Source organism: Paraoerskovia marina DSM 21750 (genome assembly GCF_000701465.1).
GTDB classification, from domain to species: Bacteria; Actinomycetota; Actinomycetes; order Actinomycetales; family Cellulomonadaceae; genus Paraoerskovia; species Paraoerskovia marina.
In genome coordinates this window covers 118,355-139,510 of record NZ_JNIY01000005.1, presented here as the reverse complement: position 1 = coordinate 139,510, position 21,156 = coordinate 118,355, and the positions used below count along the sequence as shown (strand labels likewise).

Below are 21,156 nucleotides of genomic sequence, written 5' to 3'. Positions count from 1 at the left end.
GCTCACAGCCCGACCTCGGACATCAGCGTGCCGAGCTCCGTCTTGCCGAGCACGCGCGTCGCCCCCGGACGAAGGTTGCCCAGGCGCACGGGACCGACCCGGGTGCGCACCAGGGAGGTGACGGGGTGGCCGACCTCGTCGAACATCCGGCGCACGACGCGGTTGCGCCCCTCGTGGATGACGACCTCGACCAGGCTCTGCTGCGGCGTCGTGTCGACGACCTTGTACGCGTCGACCTTGACGACGCCGTCCTCGAGCTCGACGCCGTGCTGCAGCGTGTTCGCGAGCCCGCCCTTGACGCGCCCCTGGACGGTGGCAAGATACGTCTTCGCGATCTCGTACTTGGGGTGGGCGAGACGGTTGGCCAGCTCGCCGTCGTTCGTCAGCAGGAGGAGACCCTCGGTCTCGGCGTCGAGACGGCCGACGTGGTACAGGCGCTCGGTGCGGTCCTTGACGAACTCCGCCAGCGAGGGTCGCCCCTCCGGGTCGTCCATCGTCGAGATGACACCGAGCGGCTTGTTGAGCGCGATCGTCACGGCGCTCTGGTCGAGCTGGACCCGCATGCCGTCGACGTGGATCACGGCGGTTGCGGGGTCCACCCGGACGCCGAGCTCCATCGCGGGGACACCGTCGACGAGGACACGACCGTCGGAGATGAGCTGCTCGCAGGCACGGCGCGATCCGAGGCCCGCTCCTGCGAGGATCTTCTGCAGGCGCACGCCGTCCGGGTCGTGGACGTCACGCTGGGGCGTGCGCGACCGCGCCTGGCTGCGCTGGGCGCGGGTCGGGCGGCGGGGTGGCTGGGGGCTCATCAAAGGTCCTTCGTGTCGTCGGACGCCGCGAGGGCGCGTGGTGCACGTGGGACGGCGGTCAGGCCGTCCACGCCGTCGAGGTCGTCGACGTCGGGCAGGTGCGGGGCGATGGGGGGCAGGTCGTCCAGGCTCGCAAGGCCCATCCGCTCCAAGAAGTAGCTCGTCGTCCCGTACAGGACGGCGCCGGTCGCTGGATCCTGACCGACCTCGGCGACGAGACCTCGTGTAGACAGGGTACGCATGACGGCGTCCACGTTCACACCACGGACCGCGGAGACCTGCCCCCGCGTCACCGGCTGTCGGTACGCGACGACGGCGACGGTCTCGAGCGCCGCCTGGGTGAGCCTAGCCGTCTGACCGTCGACGACGAAGGCGCCGACGACATCGGCGAACACCGGCGAGGAGTAGACGCGCCACCCTCCGCCCGCGGCGCGGACCTCGAACCCCGACGGACGCGAGCCTTCCTCGCCGCGATACTGCGCCGCGAGCTCGTGCAGGGTCCGTTCGACCTCGATCTCGGGCACCTGCAGGACCGAGGCGAGACGCACCGCGCTGATCGGCTCGTCGACCACCATGAGGACCGCCTCGACCGCCGCGCGGAGTCCGCCGGGACGGTCGACGACCGGCGTGCGGGTCTCCGACGAGTCGTCCGTCACGTCGTCCGTCTGCTCCACCGTCATCTCTCCTCCGTCGTCGCCGGCCCGACGTCGGCCGTCGTGTCGAACTCGTCCGTCACCTCGACATCGGCCGAGTCCGCCGCCCAGCGGACGGTCAGCTCCCCGAGCGGGGTGACCTGGTCGAACCCCACCGCACCCTGGCGGAACAGCTCCAGCAGCGCAAGGAAGCGCGCGACCACCACGGGCGTGTCCTCGCCGGCGACGAGCGACCGGAACGTCAGCGCTCCTGCCTCACGGAGCCGGTCCGCGACGAGCCCGGCCTGCTCCCGGACGGAGACCGCCGACCCGTGCAGGTGCGCGACGTCGACCGTCGGAGGTTCCGGCGGCGGCGCGAGCGCCGCGGCCGCGATCTCGGCGAGCCGCTCGGGGCCCGTGCGCCACACCAGCTCGGGCAGCAGCGCCGCCAGGTGCGGCTCGAGCGGCACGACCCGCGGGTACCGGAGGCTCGCCTCCGCGTAACGCGCACCGAGGTCGCCCGCGACGACCTTGTACGCGCGGTACTGCAGGAGCCGGGCGAACAGCAGGTCCCGTGCCTCGAGCAGCTCGAGGTCCTCTCGGTCCTCCACGTCGCCCGTGGGCAGGAGGCGTGCCGCCTTGAGGTCGAGCAGCGTCGCCGCCACGAGGAGGAACTCGCTGACGGCGCCGAGCGTCCACCGGCCCGTCGACTCCGCGGCCCGCGTGTGCGCGATGAACTCGTCGGTGACCCTGGCGAGGGCGATCTCGGTGATGTCGAGACGGTGCTTGGCGATCAGGGACAGCAACAGGTCGAAGGGGCCCTCGAAGTTGTCGAGGTGGACCTCGAACCCGCCGTCGGTCGGCGGCGACTCGACGGCGGTCGTGCTCGCCACCTCAGGCGGCGTCGCCGCGCGAGACGAGCTCGCGCGCGAGCCGACGGTAGGAGTCGGCGCCCGGGTGGTCGGGGGCGTAGGCGGTGATCGGCTCGGCCGCCACGGAGGCGTCGGGGAACTTCACGGTCCGCCCGATGATCGTGTACAGGAGCCGGTCGCCGAAGGCTTCGTAGACCCGGGCGACGACCTCGCGCGAGTGCAACGTCCGTGCGTCGTACATCGTCGCGAGGATGCCGTCGATCTCCAGACGCGGGTTCAGTCGGTCGCGCACCTTGTCGATCGTCTCCACGAGCAGGGCTACCCCGCGCAGCGCGAAGAACTCGCACTCGAGCGGGATGACGACGCCGTGCGCCGCGGTCAGGGCGTTGACCGTGAGCAGGCCGAGCGACGGCTGGCAGTCGATGAGGATGACGTCGTAGTCGTTCTCCACGTCGCGCAGCGCCCGGGACAGGACGGTCTCACGGGCGACCTCGCCGACGAGCTGGACCTCGGCCGCCGAGAGGTCGATGTTGGCGGGGATCAGGTCGAGTCCTTCGACGCCCGTGCGCACGAGCACGTCGGCGGCACTCGTCCCTCGCTCCATCAGCAGGTTGTAGACGGTGTGGTCGAGATCGTGCGGGTTCACGCCCAGTCCGACCGACGCCGCGCCCTGGGGGTCGAAGTCGACGATGAGGACCTTGCGGCCGTACTCCGCGAGCGCCGCCGCGAGGTTGATGGTCGTCGTCGTCTTGCCGACGCCGCCCTTCTGGTTGCACATGGCGATGATGCGGGCAGGGCCGTGGCTCGCGAGCGGTGCCGGGACCGCGAAGTCGGGCATCTCGCGCCCGGCCGCGTCGGTGGGGACGGTCGGCGTGTCGACCGCGGGCGTCGTGGTCTCACTCGGGCTGCTCACGCTCGTCACGCTACACCGGCAGTCTCGGGTCGCCACGGGTGGCGGTCGGCGTGCCGTCGATCATTCCGCATGCCGAATTCCTCTGAGCAGGTCGGCCGCCTTCTCCCCGATCACGATCGACGGGGCGTTCGTGTGCCCGCGGATGATGGTGGGCATGACCGAGGCGTCTGCGACGCGGAGCCCGTGCACGCCGCGGACCCTGAGCTCCTCGTCGACGACGGACGTGCCGTCGGTCCCCATGCGCGCGGTACCCACCGGGTGGTAGAGCGTCTGGGCGTTGTCCACGAGTGTCGCCTCGGCGCGCTCGGCCGCGGTCAGCATCTCGCCGCCGACGGGCTGCACGTACACGCCGGTCGTCCGTTCCCGCAGCGCCGGCGCCGCGAGCAGCCTCTCGCACTCGGCCAGTCCGGCGAGGAGCGCCGCCCGGTCGCGCCCGTCGGGGTCGCTGAGGTACCGCGGGTCGATGGCGGGCTTGTCGAACGGGTTCGCGCTGCGCAGCGAGACGGTCCCCACGCTCTCGGGCTTCAGGAGGATCGCCCCGAGCGTGAGCGCGTGACCTGCGGGGGCGACGAGGCCCTCCTTGACGAAGGCGACCGGGGCGAAGATCAGCTCGACGTCCGGCAGGGCGAGACCGTCGTGCGAGCGGATGAACCCGTAGGCCTCGGCGACGTTGGAGGTGAGCATGCCCTGCCGGCGCGCGAGGTACCGCAGCAGCTGAGCGGGTGTCTCCGCGTCGAAGAGGGTTCCTTCCGTCGCCTCGACGGCCATTCCCGACAGGAGGTGGTCGCGCAGGTTCTTCCCGACCTCCGGGCTGTGGGCGACCACGGGGATCTCGTGCGCCTCCAGCTCGGCGCGGTCACCGATCCCGGAGAGCAGCAGGAGCTGTGGCGTGTTGACCGCTCCCCCGCAGAGGGCGACCTCGCGACGGGCACGCGCCACCTCGGTCCGGCCCCGGTGCGCGTACTCGACACCGACGGCGCGGCCGTTCTCGACGACGACCCGCGTCGCCTGCGCGTCGGTCACCACCGTCAGGTTGGGCCTGCGCGCGGCAGGCTTCAGGTAGGCGTCGGCGGCACTGAACCGGGCTCCGCGGTGCTGGGTGACCTGCGTCTGGCTGAACCCTCGCTGATCCGCCGCGTTGCCGACGACGACGGGATGTCCGGCGTCAGCCGCGCCGCGGAGGAACGCCGCGGTGTGGGCGCTGGGACTGCGCTGCGCCTCGATCCGCACGGGCCCCTGCCGACCGGCGAGGTCCGCGTCGTCGTGCAGCACCTCGGGCGCGACCCCCTCCACCCGGCGGAAGTACGGCGAGAGACTCTCCCACGACCAGCCACGTCCGGCCGCGACACCCCAGTCGTCGTAGTCCTCCGAGAATCCACGCACCCACATCATCGCGTTGATGGACGAGCTTCCTCCGAGCACACGCCCTCGCGGCCAGTACACGCGTCGACCACCGAGCCGGTCCTGCGGCTCGGTGTCGTAGTTCCAGTCGACGTCGGAGCGGAAGAGCTTGGAGAAGGCCGCCGGGACACCGATCTCCCGCTTCGTGTCGCGGGGCCCTGCCTCGAGGAGCAAGACCGTGACGGACGGATCGGCCGTGAGCCGGGCGGCGAGGGCCGACCCGGCTGATCCAGCCCCCACGACGACGTAGTCGTGCGGCCGGGCGGCGAGGGACCGGGGCTTGCTGCGAAGCGGCATCTGTTCTCCTGTGAACATGCCAGCAGTGTGACCGACGTCTCCGGCTTGGACCACCACGGCGCGCCGTCCGTCGATCGACGCTAGTCGTGCGCGCGTGGGTGCGCCGACGCATAGACCTCGCGGAGCGTGTCCGGCGTGACGAGCGTGTAGATCTGGGTCGTCGTGACGGAGGCGTGGCCGAGGAGCTCCTGGACCACCCGCACGTCGGCGCCGCCCGCCAGGAGGTGCGTCGCGAACGAGTGCCTCAGCGTGTGCGGCGAGATCTCGTGCGGCAGGCCGGCCCGCTCGGCGGCGACCCGCAGCACGGCCCAGGCGCTCTGCCGGCTCAGCGGCGCTCCCCTCGTGTTCAGGAAGATCCGCGGCGTTCCCCGTCCACGTGCGGCGAGCTCGGGCCGCGCGCGGACGAGGTAGGCGTCCATGGCGCGCCGGGCGAAGGAACCCACCGGGACGACGCGCTCCTTGCTGCCCTTGCCGAGCAGTCGAACCGCGCCCACCTCGAGGTCGACGTCGTCGACCGACAGGTTCACGGCCTCCGAGATCCGGGCCCCCGTGGAGTAGAGCAGCTCGAGCAACGCGCGGTCGCGCAGGGGCACCGCGCCGTCACCGATCGAGGACGCGTCGAGAAGCCGCTCGACCTCCGACGTCGAGATCGCCTTCGGGAGGCGACGCGCCTGGCTCGGACCACGCAGATCCACGGCGGGGTCCGGGGTCCCGTCCTCGGCGGAGCAGAAACGGTGGAACCCGCGGACCGCGGCGACCGATCGGGCCGTCGACGCCGGTGACAACGGCCGGCCGCCGTCGTCGCCCGTGCGCAGGTTCGTCACGAAGGCCGAGAGATCCTCGGCCGTGACGTCCTCGGCACGGCGTCGACCCGACGCGACCAGGTGCGCGAGATACCTCTCGAGGTCGCGCCGGTAGGCCGCCAGCGTGTTCGCCGACAGTCCGCGCTCGACCCGCAGGTGCGCGAGATACGTGGACAGCGCCTGCTCCAGCGCAGAGGCCGTCCCGCCGTCGGCGCCCACCGGTCAGAACGGCAGGAAGACGTCGACCGCCACCATCGCGAACAACGCGGAGAGGTAGGTGATCGACGCGTGGAAGACCTTCATCGGCTCCAGCTTGCCCCGGCTCGGGTCGTTGGCCCGTCGCAGCAGGCGGATGCACAGGCCGAGGAACCAGGCCCCGAGCCCGGCGGCGACCACCGCGTAGACCCAGGTCATCCCGGCGAGCGGAACGAGGGCGAGGGAGCAGGCGATCATCGCCACGGTGTGCGCCAGCATCTCCCGAGCGACACGCTTGGAGTCCGCCACGACCGGGAGCATCGGGACGCCGGCGTTCGCGTAGTCCTGCTTGAACTTCACCGACAGCGGCCAGTAGTGCGGTGGCGTCCAGAAGAAGATCACGCCGAACAGCGCGAGCGCCGACCAGCTCAGTCCCCCCGTCACCGCGGCCCAGCCGATGAACACCGGCATGCACCCGGCGATCCCGCCCCACACGATGTTCTGCGACGTGCGGCGCTTGAGGATCATGGTGTAGCCGACGACGTAGATCGCGATCGCGGCGAACGTCAGCCAGGCGGCGGCCGAGTTGACGAAGAGCTGGAACCAGAGCAGGGAGATCACGCCGAGCACGGTGGCGAAGACCAGGCCGGCTCTCGGCGTGATCTCGCCGGTCACGAGCGGGCGACGCTTGGTGCGGTTCATCACGCCGTCGATGTCACGGTCGATGTAGCAGTTGAACGCGTTCGCCGAGCCGGCCGCGAGCGCCCCGCCGACCAGCGTGATCAGCACGAGCCCGAAACCGGGGAAGCCGTCCGCGGCGAGGATCATCGTCGGGACCGTGGTCACGAGGAGAAGCTCGATGATGCGGGGCTTCGTCAGTGCGACGTACGCCCCGATCCGACGACGGACGACCGCCCAGTCGGACGACAGATCGCGGGCCCCGTCGGAGGTGCGGGTTTCACCTGAGGGCTGGCTCGTGGTCGTCACGCGGTGATCGGTCCGTTCTGGGTGGAAGCGGTCGGAACCCCCATCGTACGGCCCATGCACAGCAAAGCACCCCTCCGACGGCGACGGATCGTGTGATCCACCTCGCCCGTGCACGGCCGGGTGGTCCGGTCGACGCCGATACGTCCGCACTCCGCACCACGGTCCACTCCACGGGCGACCGGTCCTCCCAGGACCAGCGCGTATAGGGTGGTGGGGACGACGACGCCGGTTCACCCTGCCCCGAAGGCTCGGGCGAACGCGGTCGTCCCCCCGCTCAGGCAGACGGTCCGACCACACTGCGTCGGACGGGAAAGAGGTTCGGTGAACACGTTCGACCCGGCAATCACGCCGCTGGACTGGTCAACGCTCGACGACCAGGCCGTGCGCAGCATCAAGGCACTCGCAGCCGACGCCGTGGAGAAGGTGGGTAACGGGCACCCCGGTACCGCGATCTCCCTGGCCCCTGCGGCCTACCTGCTCTTCCAGAAGACCATGCGGCACGACCCGGCCGACCCCGACTGGGTGGGCCGCGACCGCTTCGTCCTCTCGGCCGGGCACTCGTCGCTGACGATCTACCTCCAGCTCTTCCTCGCGGGCTACGGCCTCGAGATGGACGACATTGCCGCGCTGCGGACCTGGAACTCCGCGACACCCGGTCACCCCGAGTTCCGGCACACGCGAGGCGTCGAGATCACGACCGGCCCTCTCGGGCAGGGTCTCGCGTCCGCCGTCGGCATGGCCATGGCCTCCCGCCGCGAGCGCGGGCTGCTCGACCCTCACGCGGCGGCAGGCACGAGCCCGTTCGACCACCACGTCTACGTCATCGCCTCCGACGGCGACCTGCAGGAGGGCGTCACCTCCGAGGCCTCGTCGATCGCAGGTCACCAGCAGCTGGGCAACCTCGTCGTCATCTGGGACGACAACAAGATCTCGATCGAGGACGACACCGACATCGCGTTCACCGAGGACGTGCTCGCGCGCTACGAGGCGTACGGCTGGCACACCCAGCGCGTGGACTGGACCAACGGCGGCACGGGCTACTCCGAGGACGTCCAGGGGCTGGCCGCCGCGGTGGACGCCGCGAAGTCCGAGACCGGCAAGCCCTCGATCATCGCCCTGCGCACGATCATCGGGTACCCGGCACCGACCAAGCAGAACACCGGCGGGATCCACGGCTCGGCCATGGGCGCCGACGAGGTCGCCGGCATGAAGACGGCGCTCGGGCTCGACCCCGAGGCCTCGTTCGCGATCGCGGACGACGTCCTCGCCTACACCCGCGCCGTCGCCGAGCGCCAGCAGGACGAGCGCGACGCATGGGACACGGCGTACGCCGCCTGGCGCGAGGCCTCCCCCGAGAACGCCGCGCTCCTCGACCGCCTGCGCTCGCACACGCTGCCCGAGGGCTGGACGGACGCGCTGCCGGAGTTCGAGCCCGGCAAGGGCATCGCCACGCGTGCCGCCTCCGGCAAGATCCTCTCGGCGCTCGCCGACGTCCTCCCCGAGCTCTGGGGCGGTTCGGCCGACCTCGCGGGGTCGAACAACACGACCATGGACGGGGCCGAGTCGTTCGTCCCGATCGAGCACGCCACGGCGAAGTTCCCGGGCAACGAGTACGGGCGCACGCTGCACTTCGGCATCCGTGAGCACGCGATGGGTTCGATCCTCAACGGCATCGTCCTGCACGGGCTCACGCGTCCGTACGGAGGGACGTTCCTGCAGTTCTCGGACTACATGCGTGCGGCCGTCCGGCTCGCGGCGCTGATGGGCGTCCCGTCGACGTTCGTCTGGACCCACGACTCGATCGGTCTGGGCGAGGACGGCCCCACGCACCAGCCCGTGGAGCACCTGGCCGCGCTGCGCGCCATCCCGGGCCTCGACGTCGTGCGTCCTGCCGACGCGAACGAGACCGCGTGGGCGTGGCGCACCATCCTCGAGAACACCGACAACCCGGCCGGGCTCGTCCTGACCCGCCAGGGCGTGCCGACGTTCGACCGTGGCCCCGAGGGCATGGCGGACGCCTCCGGCGTCGCACGCGGCGGGTACGTCCTCGCGGACAGCGAGGGGACCCCCGACGTCGTGCTGATCGGCACCGGCTCCGAGGTCCAGCTGGCCGTCGAGGCACGCGAGATCCTCGCGGGCGAGGGAGTCAACGCGCGCGTCGTCTCCATGCCGTGCCGCGAGTGGTTCGACCAGCAGGACGCCGACTACCGCGACTCCGTGATCCCGGGCGGGGTCCGGGCGCGGGTCTCGGTCGAGGCCGGGGTGGCCCAGGGCTGGCGTGAGATCGTCGGCGACGCGGGCCAGATCGTCTCGCTCGAGCACTACGGCGCGTCCGCCGACGCCGCCACGCTCTTCCGCGAGTTCGGCTTCACCGCCGAGGCGGTCGCCGAGGCCGCCCGCACGTCCGTCGCCCGCGCGGGCGACAACGCCTGACGGACCGTAGATTGCCCGGTGGCGAGGCGGGTTCACCTCGCCACCGGGCACACCTATTCGAAGGAGCGCGCGAGATGACGCAGAACGACTCGACCACCCAGAACCCGCGGACCCAGGCCCTGAGCGACGCCGGGGTCGCCGTCTGGCTCGACGACCTGTCGCGCGAGCGCCTGCGCTCGGGCAGTCTCGCCCGCCTCGTGGCGGAGCACAACGTCGTCGGCGTGACCACGAACCCGACCATCTTCGCCGGCGCGCTCTCGGAGGGCGACGCGTACGACGCCCAGCTGGGCGACCTCGCGGGCACCGACGTCGAGACGGCGGTCGAGAAGATCACCACGGACGACGTCCGCAGTGCTGCCGACGTGCTGCGCCCCGTGTACGACGCGACCGGCGGCATCGACGGACGCGTGTCCATCGAGGTCGACCCCCGGCTCGCCCACGACGCCGACGCGACCGTCGAGACTGCCCGGCGCCTGTGGTCGACGGTCGACAGGCCGAACATCTTCATCAAGATCCCCGCCACCGTCGAAGGCCTGGACGCCATCGAGCGTGTGACCGCGGAGGGCATCAGCGTCAACGTGACCCTGATCTTCTCCCTCGAGCGGTACGTGGCCGTGATGGACGCCTACGCGTCCGGTCTCGAGGCGGCGCGGGCGAACGGGATCAACCTCTCCCCCGTCGCCTCGGTCGCGTCGTTCTTCGTCTCGCGCGTCGACGCCGCGATCGACCCGCTCCTGACGGCCGTCGGCACACCCGAGGCCATCGAGCTGCAGGGCCGGTCGGCGATCGCGAACGCTCGACTGGCGTTCGCGGCGTACGAGCAGTTCTCCGCGAGCGACCGCTGGCAGGACCTCGCCGGCACCGGCGCCAACCCCCAGCGGCCGCTGTGGGCCTCGACCGGGGTCAAGGACCCGAACTACCCCGACACGCTCTACGTGGACCAGCTCGTCACCCGGGGTGTCGTGAACACGATGCCCGAGAAGACGCTCGACGCCTTCGCCGACCACGGTCAGGTGTCCGGGGACACCGTCACGACCCTCTACGGTGACGCACGGACCGTGCTCGCCGAGCTCTCGGACGTCGGCGTCTCGCTCTCCGACGTCACCGACCGGCTCGAGTCGGAGGGCGTCGAGAAGTTCGAGACCTCCTGGTCCGAGCTCCTTGAGACGGTCCGCGCGGGGCTCGAGACCAACCGCTAGCCTTCGTCCTCACCCGCACCCGCCCGCCCCACCTGATCGGAGACCACCGGTGCCACCGGCCACCATCACCGCCAGCACGAACCCTCTGCGCGACTCCCGTGATCTTCGCCTGCCGCGCATCGCCGGCCCGTGCGGGCTCGTCATCTTCGGCGTCACCGGGGACCTTGCCCGCAAGAAGCTGATGCCGGCGGTCTACGACCTCGCCAATCGTGGTCTCCTGCCGCCGGGCTTCGCGCTGACAGGGTTCGGCCGTCGCCCCTGGTCGGACGAGGACTTCGCGGAGGTGGTCCGCGACGCGGTGGTCGAGCACGCCCGTACACCGTTCGACGAGTCCACGTGGGAACAGCTCGCCTCGGGCATCCGGTTCGTGCAGGGCGAGTTCGACGACCCCGACGCGTTCACACGCCTGAGGGAGACGCTCGAACAGCTCGACGCCGACCAGGGAACCAGCGGGAACCACGCCTTCTACCTCTCTGTCCCGCCGTCGGCCTTCCCCGTCGTCTGCACCCAGCTCGCGCAGTCCGGTCTCTCCCGTGCGTCGGACGGATCGTGGCGCCGGGTGGTCATCGAGAAGCCGTTCGGCCACGACCTCGCCAGCGCGCGCGAGCTCAACGACGTCGTCTCGGAGGTCTTCGCGCCCGAGGACGTCTTCCGGATCGACCACTACCTCGGCAAGGAGACGGTCCAGAACCTGCTGGCACTGCGCTTCGCCAACCAGCTCTACGAGCCGATCTGGAACTCGCACTACGTCGACCACGTCCAGATCACGATGGCCGAGGACATCGGGATCGGGAGCCGCGCCGGGTACTACGACGGCATCGGCGCCGCGCGGGACGTCATCCAGAACCACCTGCTGCAGCTTCTCGCCCTGACCGCGATGGAGGAGCCGGTCTCCTTCGACGCCGACGAGCTCCGCACCGAGAAGATCAAGGTGCTCAACGCCGTCCGCCTCCCCGAGGACCTCGCGCTCCACACCTCCCGTGGCCAGTACGCCGCGGGCTGGCAGGGCGGGTCGGAGGTCGTGGGATACCTCGACGAGGACGGGATCGACCAGTCCTCGGCGACCGAGACCTACGCCGCCATCCGGGTCGACATCGACAACCGCCGCTGGGCCGGGGTGCCGTTCTACCTCCGCACCGGCAAGCGTCTCGGCCGACGGGTCACCGAGATCGCCGTGGTGTTCAAGAGCGCCCCGCACCTGCCGTTCGAGTCCTCCGTGTCGTCCGAGCTCGGACAGAACGCGCTCGTCATCCGCGTCCAGCCCGACGAGGGCGTCACCATCCGGTTCGGCGCGAAGGTTCCGGGCACGCTCATGGAGATCCGGGACGTCACGATGGACTTCGGGTACGGCCACGCGTTCACCGAGTCGTCGCCCGAGGCGTACGAACGCCTCATCCTCGACGTCCTCCTCGGAGACCCGCCGCTCTTCCCCAGCCACGAGGAGGTCGAGCTCTCGTGGCGGATCCTGGACCCCGTCACCGAGGCCTGGGCCGAGAGCGGCACGCCCGACCCGTACCGGTCCGGCACCTGGGGACCCGACTCAGCCAACGAGATGCTCGCACGCGACGGTCGCGTGTGGCGCCGTCCGTGACCGTCCGCCGTAGGCACCTCGAGGAGCAGCTCTCATGATCATCGATCTTCCCGACACCACGACGACGGCCGTGTCCAAGCGTCTCGTCGACCTCCGCGACGAGGGCGGAGCGGTGGCGCTCGGTCGCGTCCTGACTCTCGTCATCCAGACCTCCGAGCACGATCTCGAGGGCGCGGTGGACGCCGCGAACGAGGCGAGCCGCGAGCACCCGTGCCGCATCGTCGCCGTCGTGGACAGCGCACCCGAGGCCGACGCCCGCCTCGATGCCGAGATCCGCGTCGGCGGCGACGCCGGGGCGAGCGAGGTCGTCGTCCTTCGCACCAGCGGTGCGCTGCGCGAGCACCCGGACACGCTCGTCATGCCCCTCCTGCTCCCCGACGCCCCGATCGTCGCGTGGTGGTCGGGGACGGTACCCGAGTCCCCCGCCGAGGACCTGGTCGGCCGAATGGCGCACCGACGGATCACCGATGCGGTGAGCTGCTCGGACCCCCTCGCGGCGCTCGAGCGACTGCGCGCCAACTATCAGCCCGGCGACACCGACCTGGCCTGGACCAGGATCACGCTCTGGCGCGGCCTGCTCGCCTCGGCGCTCGACGAGCCGCCGTACGAGCCGGTCACCAGGGTGTCGGTGACGGGACGTCCCGGACACCCGTCCGTCGACCTTCTCGCCGCCTGGCTCGGCCTGCGACTGGGCTGCCCCGCCACGGTCGAACGCCTCGAGGGCTCGCACGGCATCAGCCACGTCGAGCTGTTCCGCGAGTCCGGCTCGGTCGTGATCAAGCGCCCGGACGGCCGCAACGCGACCATCGAGCAGCCGGGGAAGCCTGCCCGGCACCTCGCCCTCCCCCTGCGCCGACGTCGTGAGTGCCTGAGCGAGGAGCTCCGGCGCCTCGACCCGGACGACGTCTTCGGCGAGGTCCTCACGCACGGACTGTCGGCGGTCGGCTGATGTCCACCCGATCCGTCGTCGTCCACCCGGATGCTGCCCTCCTCGCCAAGGCCACCGCGGCCCGCCTCCTGACGGCGGTTCTCGACCGCCAGTCGACCGCGCCTCGTGTCGACCTCTGCCTCACCGGCGGGACGGTCGGGATCCGTACGCTCGCAGAGGTTGCGCAGGATCCTGTCCGCGAGGCGGTCGACTGGACCGGGGTTCACCTCTGGTGGGGGGACGAGCGGTTTCTCGCCGACGGCGACGGCGACCGCAACGAGACCCAGGCGCGCGACGCCCTGCTGCGCGTCCTGCCGGTCCCGGCGGAGAACATCCACCCGATCCCGGCCCGGTCGAGCTCCGTCCCGGACCCGGAGACGTCGGCCGCACTGTATGCCGACGAGCTCGCTGCCCATGCCCCCGACGGTTCGTCCGTCCCCGAGTTCGACGTCCTTCTTCTCGGCATGGGGCCCGACGCCCACGTCGCCTCGCTGTTCCCGGGGCACCCCGAGCTGAGCGCGAGCGGTGTCACCGCGCCGGTGCACGGGTCGCCCAAGCCGCCGTCGGAGCGCGTCACCCTCACCTACGCCACGATCCGCTCGGCGCGGCAGGTCTGGGTCGTCGCAGCCGGCGCGGAGAAGGCTGACGCCGTCGCGTCGTCCCTGCGTGGCGACGACGTGACCGTGGCTCCCGCGTCAGGTGCCTACGGCACCGAGCGCACTCTCTGGCTGCTCGACGCGGCTGCGGCGGGTTCGGCGTAGCAGGACGTCGACGACGTCACGTCGCAACGACGTCCGACGACGTGAGAAGGGCCCGCCCGATGGGGGGCGGGCCCTTCTCGCGTCAGGCATCGCTGGATGTCAGGAGAACCGTCGCGTCACCCTCGTCGCCGTGCGCGGAGCGACTCGAGCGCCTCGTCCAGGATCGCCACACCGTCGGCATCCGAACGACGCTCCTTCACGTACGCGAGGTGCGTCTTGTAGGGCTGGGTCGACGGAGGCGGCGGCGGTGCTGACTTGTCCTGCCCGCCGGGGAAACCGCATCGCGGACAGTCCCACGTCTCGGGGGGCTCGACGTCGTTGTCCGCCGAGAAGCTCGGCGTCGTCTCGTGCCCATTCGCGCACCAGTAGGAGACGACGACGCGCGGAGCAGCGTTCCCGCGCTCGGTCTCTCCCATGGGCCCCGCGCCCACTCGTGAACCACGGATAGCACTCGCTGCACCCACGAAGCCACTGCTCCCTCCCGCACCCGGCTCGTTCCGGCGTGCGCGTCGACTCGCGCCGCAGACCCCCTGCGACGCGGAACGTCAGTTGACCTTCTGAATCAGACCAAGCAGGACGATCACCACGGTCCACACGAGGGCGATGCCCACGGTGATCCGGTTGAGGTTTCGCTCGGCGACGCCAGAGCTCCCGACGGAGCTCGTCACACCGCCGCCGAACATGTCAGACATCCCGCCGCCCTTGCCCTTGTGCAGGAGCACCAGGAGGATCAGCAGTCCGCTGCACGCGACCAGGACGATCTCAAGGATGATGCGGAGCACGTCCACGGGACACGACCTTCGCTTTCAGGGCCCTCGGGGCCAGTTGATGTCCGGACCCGAACAGGGCCCGCAGGACAGAGTAGGTGACGTGGCCCCTCCGAGGCCAACGTCGCGACGCCGGATGCCCGACATTCGGACATCCGGCGTCGCACGACTTCTCGATCAGGCGCTCAGCGAGTCAAAACGTACGATCTTCGCGAACTCCTCGGCGTCGAGGCATGCCCCGCCGACGAGCGCCCCGTCGACGTCGGGCTGAGCCATGATCGCCGCCACGTTGCCCGACTTGACGGATCCGCCGTACAGCACGCGCACACCGTCGGCGAGCTCGGCGCCGTACAGCTCGGCGAGACGCGCGCGGATCGCACCGCAGACCTCCTGCGCGTCCTCCGGCGTCGCGACCTCACCCGTGCCGATGGCCCAGACGGGCTCGTAGGCGATGACGATCTGCGCCGCCTGCTCCGCGCCGAGCCCGTCGAGCGCGCCGTCGACCTGAGCGAGCGTGTGCTCGACCTGGTTCCCGGCCTTGCGGACGTCGAGGCCCTCACCGACGCAGAGGATCGGAACGATCCCCTGGCCGAACGCCGAACGGATCTTGGCGTTGGTCACGGCCTCGTCCTCGCCGTGGTAGGCACGGCGCTCCGAGTGCCCGATCGCCACGTAGGTCACGCCGAGCTTGGCGAGCATCACCGGCGAGATCTCACCGGTGTAGGCGCCCGACTCGTGCGCCGAGACGTCCTGCGCGCCGTAGCGGATGTCGAGCTTGTCGGCGTCGACGAGGGTCTGCACGCTGCGCAGGTCGGTGAACGGCGGCAGGACGGCGACCTCGACGGAGTCGAAGTCGTGCTTGGCGTCCTTCAGGGTCCACGCCAGCTTCTGCACGAGGTGCGTCGCCTGGTGGTGGTCCTGGTTCATCTTCCAGTTGCCCACGATGAGCGGGGTACGGTCGGCCACGGTGTGCCTCTCTGATCGGTCGGTGCGTGCTCGGAGCACGCCGTGCGGTACGGAGCGGTGCACGCGAACGGGCGCCGCCCCGTGATGTCGTGGTGCTCAGGACTCCAGGACCGCGAGGCCCGGCAGGGTCTTTCCCTCGAGCAGCTCGAGGCTCGCGCCTCCACCGGTCGAGATGTGGCTGAAGCCGGCCTCGTCGAACCCGAGACGGCGCACTGCCGCGGCAGAGTCACCGCCGCCGACGATCGTGAACGCACCGGCTGCGGTGGCGTCGACGAGCCCCTGCGCGACGGCACGGGTCCCGCCCTCGAACGCCTTGAACTCGAAGACCCCCATGGGCCCGTTCCAGACGACGGTCTTCGCCTCGGTGATCGCACGGGCGAACGCGGCGCCGGACTCGGGCCCGATGTCGAGGCCCATGCGTCCGGCGGGGATGGCGTCGGCGGAGACGACCGCGTGCGGCGCGTCGGCCGCGAACGAGTCGGCAGCCACGATGTCCGTCGGCAGCACGATCTCGACGCCCTTCTCCTTCGCCGTGGCGAGGTAGCCCTTGACCGTCTCGATCTGGTCCTCCTCGAGCAACGACGAGCCGACCTCGTGGCCCTGCGCCGCGAGGAACGTGAAGACCATCCCACCGCCGATGAGCAGGCGATCGGCCTTGCCCAGCAGGTTGGCGATGACGCCCAGCTTGTCCGAGACCTTCGAGCCGCCGAGGACGACGACATAGGGCCGCTCGGGGTCGGACGTGGCACGGCTCAGCGACTCGACCTCCTTGAGGACGAGCTCGCCCGCCGCGGCGGGGAGGACCTGCGCGACGTCGTAGACCGACGCCTGCTTGCGGTGCACGACACCGAACCCGTCCGAGACGAACGCGTCCGCGAGCTCCGCGAGCTCGCCGGCGAGCTCTGCCCGCTCCTCGTCCACCTTGGACGTCTCCCGCGGGTCGAACCGGATGTTCTCGAGAAGGACGACCTCGCCGTCCGACAGCCCGTCGACGGCGGCGTGCGCCGACTCGCCGACGACGTCGCCGGCCAGGCGCACGGGTGCGTCCAGGAGCTCACGCAACCGCTCGGCCACAGGAGCCAGCGAGTACTTGACGTCCGGGGTGCCCTTGGGGCGACCGAGGTGGGCCGTCACCACGAGACGAGCGCCGGCGGAAAGCAGACGGTTGAGCGTCGGCAGCGCCGCTCGGATACGGCCGTCGTCCGTGATGGTCGTCCCGTCGAGGGGGACGTTGAAGTCGGAGCGCACCAGGACGCGCTTGCCGCGCAGGTCTCCGAGGTCGTCGATCGTCTTCATGGTCAAATCTCTCCCGTCGTTCACATGACGACGTCCGCGGGTGCGGGGGCCGCACAGGCCCCGCACACCCGCGGACGCATGGTCTCAACCGTCCGTCAGGACGATCAGAGCGAGGCGCCGACCTTGGAGGTGAGCGCGACGAGGCTGTTCGAGTAGCCCCACTCGTTGTCGTACCAGGAAACAACCTTGACCTGGTCGCCCATCACCTTGGTGAGCTTCGAGTCGAAGATGCTCTGGTGCGGGTCGGTCACGATGTCCGAGGAGACGATGTCGTCCTCGACGTAGGACAGGACACCCTTGAGCGGGCCCTCGGCAGCAGCCTTGACCGCGGCGTTGACCTCCTCGATGGTGGTCTCCTTGCCGGCGGTGAACGTCAGGTCCGTCGCCGAGCCGGTGATCGTCGGCACGCGGAGCGCGTAGCCGTCGAGCTTGCCCTTGAGCTCCGGGAGGACGAGAGCGACGGCCTTGGCCGCACCGGTCGTCGTCGGAACGATGTTCTGTGCAGCGGCACGGGCGCGGCGAAGGTCCTTGTGCGGGCCGTCCTGGAGGTTCTGGTCACCCGTGTACGCGTGGATCGTGGTCATGAGACCACGCTCGATGCCGATCGAGTCGTTGAGCGCCTTCGCCAGCGGGGCGAGGCAGTTCGTCGTGCACGACGCGTTCGAGATGATGTGGTGCGCGGCGGCGTCGTACTGGTCGTCGTTGACGCCCATGACGAAGGTCGCGTCCTCGTTCTTCGCCGGGGCCGAGATGATGACCTTCTTGGCGCCGGCGTCGATGTGGGCCTTCGCCTTGGTCGCGTCGGTGAAGAATCCGGTGGACTCGATGACGATGTCGGCACCGAGCTCCTTCCACGGGAGGTTCGCGGGGTCGCGCTCGGCGAGAGCCTTGATGGCCTTGCCGTCGACGATGATCGCGTCGTCGCTGAAGTCGACCGACTGGGGGAAACGGCCCAGGACGGTGTCGTACTTCAGCAGGTGCGCGAGGGTCTTGTTGTCCGTGAGGTCGTTGACCCCGACGATCTCGATGTCCGCTCCCGACGCGATGATTGCGCGGAAGAAGTTACGTCCGATGCGGCCGAAGCCGTTGATGCCGACGCGGATGGTCACGTGCCCTCCTCAGAGCGCCCCGGTCGTTGCCGACGCGCTCGATAGATTCCGAACGAGTACGTACGACGGCGTACGCAATGAACTGGACCAGACCGAAGGTCGATACCTCAGACCACCCAGATGGAGACGCGGGGAGTCCGGTTCGCCCGGGCAGAACCCGAGACGACCCTTGAGGCCGTCCAGATATCCCTAGCCTATACCCGAACTGCACCTTTGCGTGACCCGAACACAGCACGTGAGACAAGCTGTTTCGAGCCAGGGTCGACGACCGTCATGCACGCGTGCTCAAAGTTCCATCATGTCGGTCGAAAGAACGGCCTCTGTGTCGGGAATGCCCAGTTCGAGCGCACGCTTGTCGGCTGTCGCGAGGAGTCGACGGATGCGCCCGGCCACGGCGTCCTTGGTCAGCACCGGGTCGGCGAGCCTGCCCAGCTCCTCCAGCGAGGCCTCCTTGTTGCTGAGCCGCAGCCGGCCCGCTTCGACCAGGTGGTCGGGCACGTCGTCCCCCAGGATCTCGAAGGCCCTCTCGACCCGTGCCCCCGCTGCGACGGCCGCGCGCGCGGAACGCCGCAGGTTCGCGTCGTCGAAGTTGGCGAGCCGGTTCGCGGTGCCCCGCACCTCACGGCGTGCACGCCGCTCCTTCCAGGCGACGAGCGAGTCTGTCGCACCGAGTCGCTCGAGCATCGCCGCGATCGCGTCGCCGTCACGGATGACGACCCGGTCGACGCCGCGTACCTCCCGCGACTTGGCGGCGATCCCCATCCGGCGGGCAGCACCGACCAGGGCAAGAGCCGCCTCTGCGCCCGGGCATGTGACCTCCAGCGCCCCGGAACGTCCGGGCTCGGTCAGCGAACCGTGCGCGAGGACGGCACCGCGCCACGCGGCCTCGGACTCCCCCACGCCCCCGGAGACGACCTGCGGGGGCAAGCCACGAACGGGGCGGCCGCGGCCGTCGAGCAGACCGGTCTGACGAGCCAGCGACTCGCCACCACGGACGACCCGGACGACGAACCGACGGCTGCGTCGGATCCCTCCGGGCGACACCACGATCATCTCGCTGGCGTGCCCGTACAAGTCCGAGATCGCCGAACGAAGACGCAGCGCCGCGGTCTCCGAATCGAGCTCCGCCTCGATCACGATCCTGCCGGCGATGATGTGCAGCCCACCGGAGAATCGAAGCGTCGACGCCACCTCGGCGCGCCGCCACGACGTGCGTTCGACGCGTACACGAGCGATCTCGTCCTTCATCTGTGCAGTCAGCGCCATGGCGCACATCCTGCCACCTCATCGAACACTCGCGCGGCCTACGAGCCCGGGACGTCCCCGATGACGTCCTCGAAGACGTCGCGGTAGGCAGCCGCGAGACGCAGCCGGTCGTGGCGAGGCGTCCCGTCCCCGCGCCGGACCTGGCGCAGCAGCAGCTTCGCACCGACCGTCGCCGCGGTCGCGACGAGGGCCTCCGTGTCCTCGACGGCGCTCGGGTCCGCCACGACGGCGTCGATCCGCAGGTCGGGGGCATGCCGGTGCAGAGCGTGCAGGTGCTCCTCGGCACTCAGACCGTCCGTCTCGCCCTCGTCCGCCGAGAGGTTGAGCGTCACGCAGATGCGTCCGCGCGTCGTGTGCAGCGCGTCCGAGAGCTCGGGGACGAGAAGGTGCGGCATGACCGACGAGTACCAGGACCCCGGGCCGAGGACGACCCAGTCGGCCTCGCGGATGGCCGTGACGGCCTCGGGGCAGGCCGGCGGGTCGTGGGGAACGAGCCTGATCTGCTCGATCCGGCCCGGGGCGACCGCGACCGCGCTCTGGCCGTGGACGACCTCAAGTCCGTTCTCGCCGCGGACGTCCGCCTCGATCTTCAACGGCACCGAAGACATCGGCAGCACCCGACCGCGGGCGTTGAGCAGTCGAGCGACCCAGTCGAGACCGGCCACCGGCTCGTCCAGCAGCTCCCACAGCGCGACGATGAGGAGGTTCCCGACGGCGTGCTGGTCCAGGTCCCCGGGCGACGTGAACCTGTGCTGGAGCACGTCGCGCCACGTCCGGCCCCACTCGGTGTCGTCACAGAGTGCCGCGAGCGCCATACGAAGGTCACCCGGCGGCAGGACGTCGAGCTCCTGGCGGAGCCGGCCCGATGATCCGCCGTCGTCGGCGACCGTGACGACGGCGGTGAGCTGGTCGGCCATCAGCCGGAGCGCGGACAGGCTCGCGGAGAGCCCGTGTCCCCCGCCGAGCGCTGCGACGACGGGGGCCGAGGGGGAGCTCACTCCTTTCCCAGGTCTCGTGCGGTGACGTGCGTGCGCTGCCCGCGTGCCTGCAGGCGCCGGGCGAGAGCCTCGCTCATCGCCACGGACCGGTGCTTGCCTCCCGTACAGCCCACGGCGATCGTGACGAAGTGCTTCTCCTCGGCCTGGTACCCCGCCAGGACCGGCTCGAGCGCGTGCGCGTAGCGGTCGAGAAACTCCTCCGCACCGTCGAGCCCGAGGACGTAGTCCCGGACGGCCGCGTCGCGACCGGTCAACGCACGCAGCTCCGTCACCCAGTACGGGTTCCGCAGGAACCGCACGTCGACGACGTGGTCGGCGTCGAGCGGGATCCCGTACTTGAAGCCGAAAGAGACCACGTTGATCCGTAGCGGCTGGCGGCTCCGTCGGGTGACGGCGTCGCGCACCATCCGGGCGAGCTCGTGCACCGTCAGGTCGGAGGTGTCGACGACGAGGTCCGCACGCTTCTCGATCGTCTCGAGCATGCGACGTTCCTCGGCGATCCCGTCGAGGATCCGCCCGTCTCCCTGGAGGGGGTGGGGGCGCCGCACCTCCTCGAAGCGGCGGACGAGAGCCTCGTCCGATGCCTGGAGGAAGACGATGCGGGAGTCGACCCGGGCCTGCTCGAGATGGTCGAGGACCTCGACCAGGTCCTGGAAGAACTCCCGCCCGCGCACGTCGACGACCGCTGCGACGCGGCCGAGCACGGCCTGGGACCGCGACATCATGTCGACGAGCGGCACGATCATCCGGGGCGGGAGGTTGTCGACGACGTACCAGTCGAGGTCTTCGAGGACCGCTGCGGCGCGCGTCCGACCGGCGCCTGACATTCCGGTGATGATCAGGACCTCGGGAACGACCGGCTCCGGGGCGTGCGCGCTGGCCTCGACGGCGTCGATTCCGTCGGGTGCGTCCGAGTCAGGAGTGCTCATT

The 21,156-nt window shown here is 70.6% G+C and carries 20 protein-coding genes; 5 read left to right on the top strand and 15 right to left on the bottom strand.

Features of this window, described 5'->3' with window-relative positions:
• Nucleotides 1-2: 2 nt before the first annotated feature.
• From Q343_RS0109590 to Q343_RS0109560, 7 genes are all read right to left on the bottom strand, one after another.
• On the bottom strand, nucleotides 3-812 hold the full coding sequence (locus Q343_RS0109590) for a pseudouridine synthase (RefSeq protein WP_081829754.1): 810 nt from the start codon (nucleotides 810-812) through the stop codon (nucleotides 3-5).
• Nucleotides 812-1,492, bottom strand: a complete 681-nt coding sequence (scpB, locus tag Q343_RS0109585) for an SMC-Scp complex subunit ScpB (protein ID WP_052367081.1) — start codon at nucleotides 1,490-1,492, stop codon at nucleotides 812-814. Before scpB ends, Q343_RS0109590 begins: the two co-directional genes overlap by 1 nt.
• Complete coding sequence (locus Q343_RS0109580) at nucleotides 1,489-2,337, bottom strand: segregation and condensation protein A (protein ID WP_029253369.1); 849 nt, start codon at nucleotides 2,335-2,337, stop codon at nucleotides 1,489-1,491. The genes scpB and Q343_RS0109580 overlap by 4 nt, the downstream gene beginning before the upstream one ends.
• 1 nt (nucleotide 2,338) lies before the next feature.
• Nucleotides 2,339-3,154 (bottom strand): ParA family protein, encoded by an 816-nt coding sequence (locus tag Q343_RS0109575; protein ID WP_081829769.1) that lies wholly within the window; start codon nucleotides 3,152-3,154, stop codon nucleotides 2,339-2,341.
• A 135-nt stretch (nucleotides 3,155-3,289) separates the two neighbouring features.
• Nucleotides 3,290-4,945 carry a GMC family oxidoreductase gene (locus Q343_RS0109570; protein WP_248616804.1) on the bottom strand — a complete coding sequence of 552 codons (1,656 nt, stop codon included), beginning with the start codon at nucleotides 4,943-4,945 and terminating at the stop codon, nucleotides 3,290-3,292.
• 62 nt (nucleotides 4,946-5,007) lie between these two features.
• On the bottom strand, nucleotides 5,008-5,949 hold the full coding sequence (xerD, locus tag Q343_RS0109565) for a site-specific tyrosine recombinase XerD (RefSeq protein WP_029253366.1): 942 nt from the start codon (nucleotides 5,947-5,949) through the stop codon (nucleotides 5,008-5,010).
• Between the two features lie 3 nt (nucleotides 5,950-5,952).
• Nucleotides 5,953-6,855: a heme o synthase gene (locus Q343_RS0109560; RefSeq protein WP_029253365.1), complete on the bottom strand. Its 903-nt coding sequence runs from the start codon at nucleotides 6,853-6,855 to the stop codon at nucleotides 5,953-5,955.
• A gap of 378 nt (nucleotides 6,856-7,233) precedes the next feature.
• On the opposite strand from Q343_RS0109560, the gene tkt reads away from it, so the two are divergent.
• The 5 genes from tkt to pgl all read left to right on the top strand — a co-directional run bounded on the left by tkt (nucleotide 7,234) and on the right by pgl (nucleotide 13,824).
• The gene (tkt, locus tag Q343_RS0109555) at nucleotides 7,234-9,345 is read left to right on the top strand and encodes a transketolase (protein ID WP_029253364.1); all 2,112 of its coding nucleotides are present in this window, start codon (nucleotides 7,234-7,236) and stop codon (nucleotides 9,343-9,345) included.
• A 74-nt stretch (nucleotides 9,346-9,419) separates the two neighbouring features.
• Entirely contained in the window at nucleotides 9,420-10,544 is a 1,125-nt protein-coding gene (gene tal, locus Q343_RS0109550) for a transaldolase (RefSeq protein WP_052367079.1), read from the top strand.
• A 49-nt stretch (nucleotides 10,545-10,593) separates the two neighbouring features.
• Entirely contained in the window at nucleotides 10,594-12,135 is a 1,542-nt protein-coding gene (gene zwf / locus Q343_RS0109545) for a glucose-6-phosphate dehydrogenase (RefSeq protein WP_029253362.1), read from the top strand.
• A gap of 34 nt (nucleotides 12,136-12,169) precedes the next feature.
• Nucleotides 12,170-13,084: a glucose-6-phosphate dehydrogenase assembly protein OpcA gene (opcA, locus tag Q343_RS0109540; protein ID WP_029253361.1), complete on the top strand. Its 915-nt coding sequence runs from the start codon at nucleotides 12,170-12,172 to the stop codon at nucleotides 13,082-13,084.
• A complete protein-coding gene (gene pgl / locus Q343_RS0109535; RefSeq protein ID WP_029253360.1) occupies nucleotides 13,084-13,824 on the top strand; it encodes a 6-phosphogluconolactonase in 741 nt (246 codons plus the stop codon). The genes opcA and pgl overlap by 1 nt, the downstream gene beginning before the upstream one ends.
• Before the next feature lie 116 nt (nucleotides 13,825-13,940).
• Here pgl and Q343_RS0109530 read toward each other — a convergent pair whose 3' ends face one another.
• From Q343_RS0109530 to rapZ, 8 genes are all read right to left on the bottom strand, one after another.
• Nucleotides 13,941-14,288: an RNA polymerase-binding protein RbpA gene (locus Q343_RS0109530; RefSeq protein WP_043109945.1), complete on the bottom strand. Its 348-nt coding sequence runs from the start codon at nucleotides 14,286-14,288 to the stop codon at nucleotides 13,941-13,943.
• An 81-nt stretch (nucleotides 14,289-14,369) separates the two neighbouring features.
• Nucleotides 14,370-14,612: a preprotein translocase subunit SecG gene (gene secG / locus Q343_RS0109525; RefSeq protein WP_029253358.1), complete on the bottom strand. Its 243-nt coding sequence runs from the start codon at nucleotides 14,610-14,612 to the stop codon at nucleotides 14,370-14,372.
• 156 nt (nucleotides 14,613-14,768) lie between these two features.
• On the bottom strand, nucleotides 14,769-15,557 hold the full coding sequence (gene tpiA, locus Q343_RS0109520) for a triose-phosphate isomerase (protein WP_029253357.1): 789 nt from the start codon (nucleotides 15,555-15,557) through the stop codon (nucleotides 14,769-14,771).
• Between the two features lie 96 nt (nucleotides 15,558-15,653).
• Nucleotides 15,654-16,853 carry a phosphoglycerate kinase gene (locus Q343_RS0109515; RefSeq protein ID WP_029253356.1) on the bottom strand — a complete coding sequence of 400 codons (1,200 nt, stop codon included), beginning with the start codon at nucleotides 16,851-16,853 and terminating at the stop codon, nucleotides 15,654-15,656.
• Between the two features lie 104 nt (nucleotides 16,854-16,957).
• Nucleotides 16,958-17,962, bottom strand: coding sequence for a type I glyceraldehyde-3-phosphate dehydrogenase (gene gap / locus Q343_RS0109510; RefSeq protein WP_029253355.1), 1,005 nt, complete (start codon nucleotides 17,960-17,962; stop codon nucleotides 16,958-16,960).
• A gap of 285 nt (nucleotides 17,963-18,247) precedes the next feature.
• On the bottom strand, nucleotides 18,248-19,228 hold the full coding sequence (gene whiA / locus Q343_RS0109505) for a DNA-binding protein WhiA (RefSeq protein ID WP_029253354.1): 981 nt from the start codon (nucleotides 19,226-19,228) through the stop codon (nucleotides 18,248-18,250).
• A 38-nt stretch (nucleotides 19,229-19,266) separates the two neighbouring features.
• A complete protein-coding gene (locus Q343_RS0109500; RefSeq protein WP_029253353.1) occupies nucleotides 19,267-20,226 on the bottom strand; it encodes a gluconeogenesis factor YvcK family protein in 960 nt (319 codons plus the stop codon).
• Complete coding sequence (rapZ, locus tag Q343_RS0109495; RefSeq protein WP_029253352.1) at nucleotides 20,223-21,155, bottom strand: RNase adapter RapZ; 933 nt, start codon at nucleotides 21,153-21,155, stop codon at nucleotides 20,223-20,225. The genes Q343_RS0109500 and rapZ overlap by 4 nt, the downstream gene beginning before the upstream one ends.
• Between the last annotated feature and the right edge of the window lies 1 nt (nucleotide 21,156).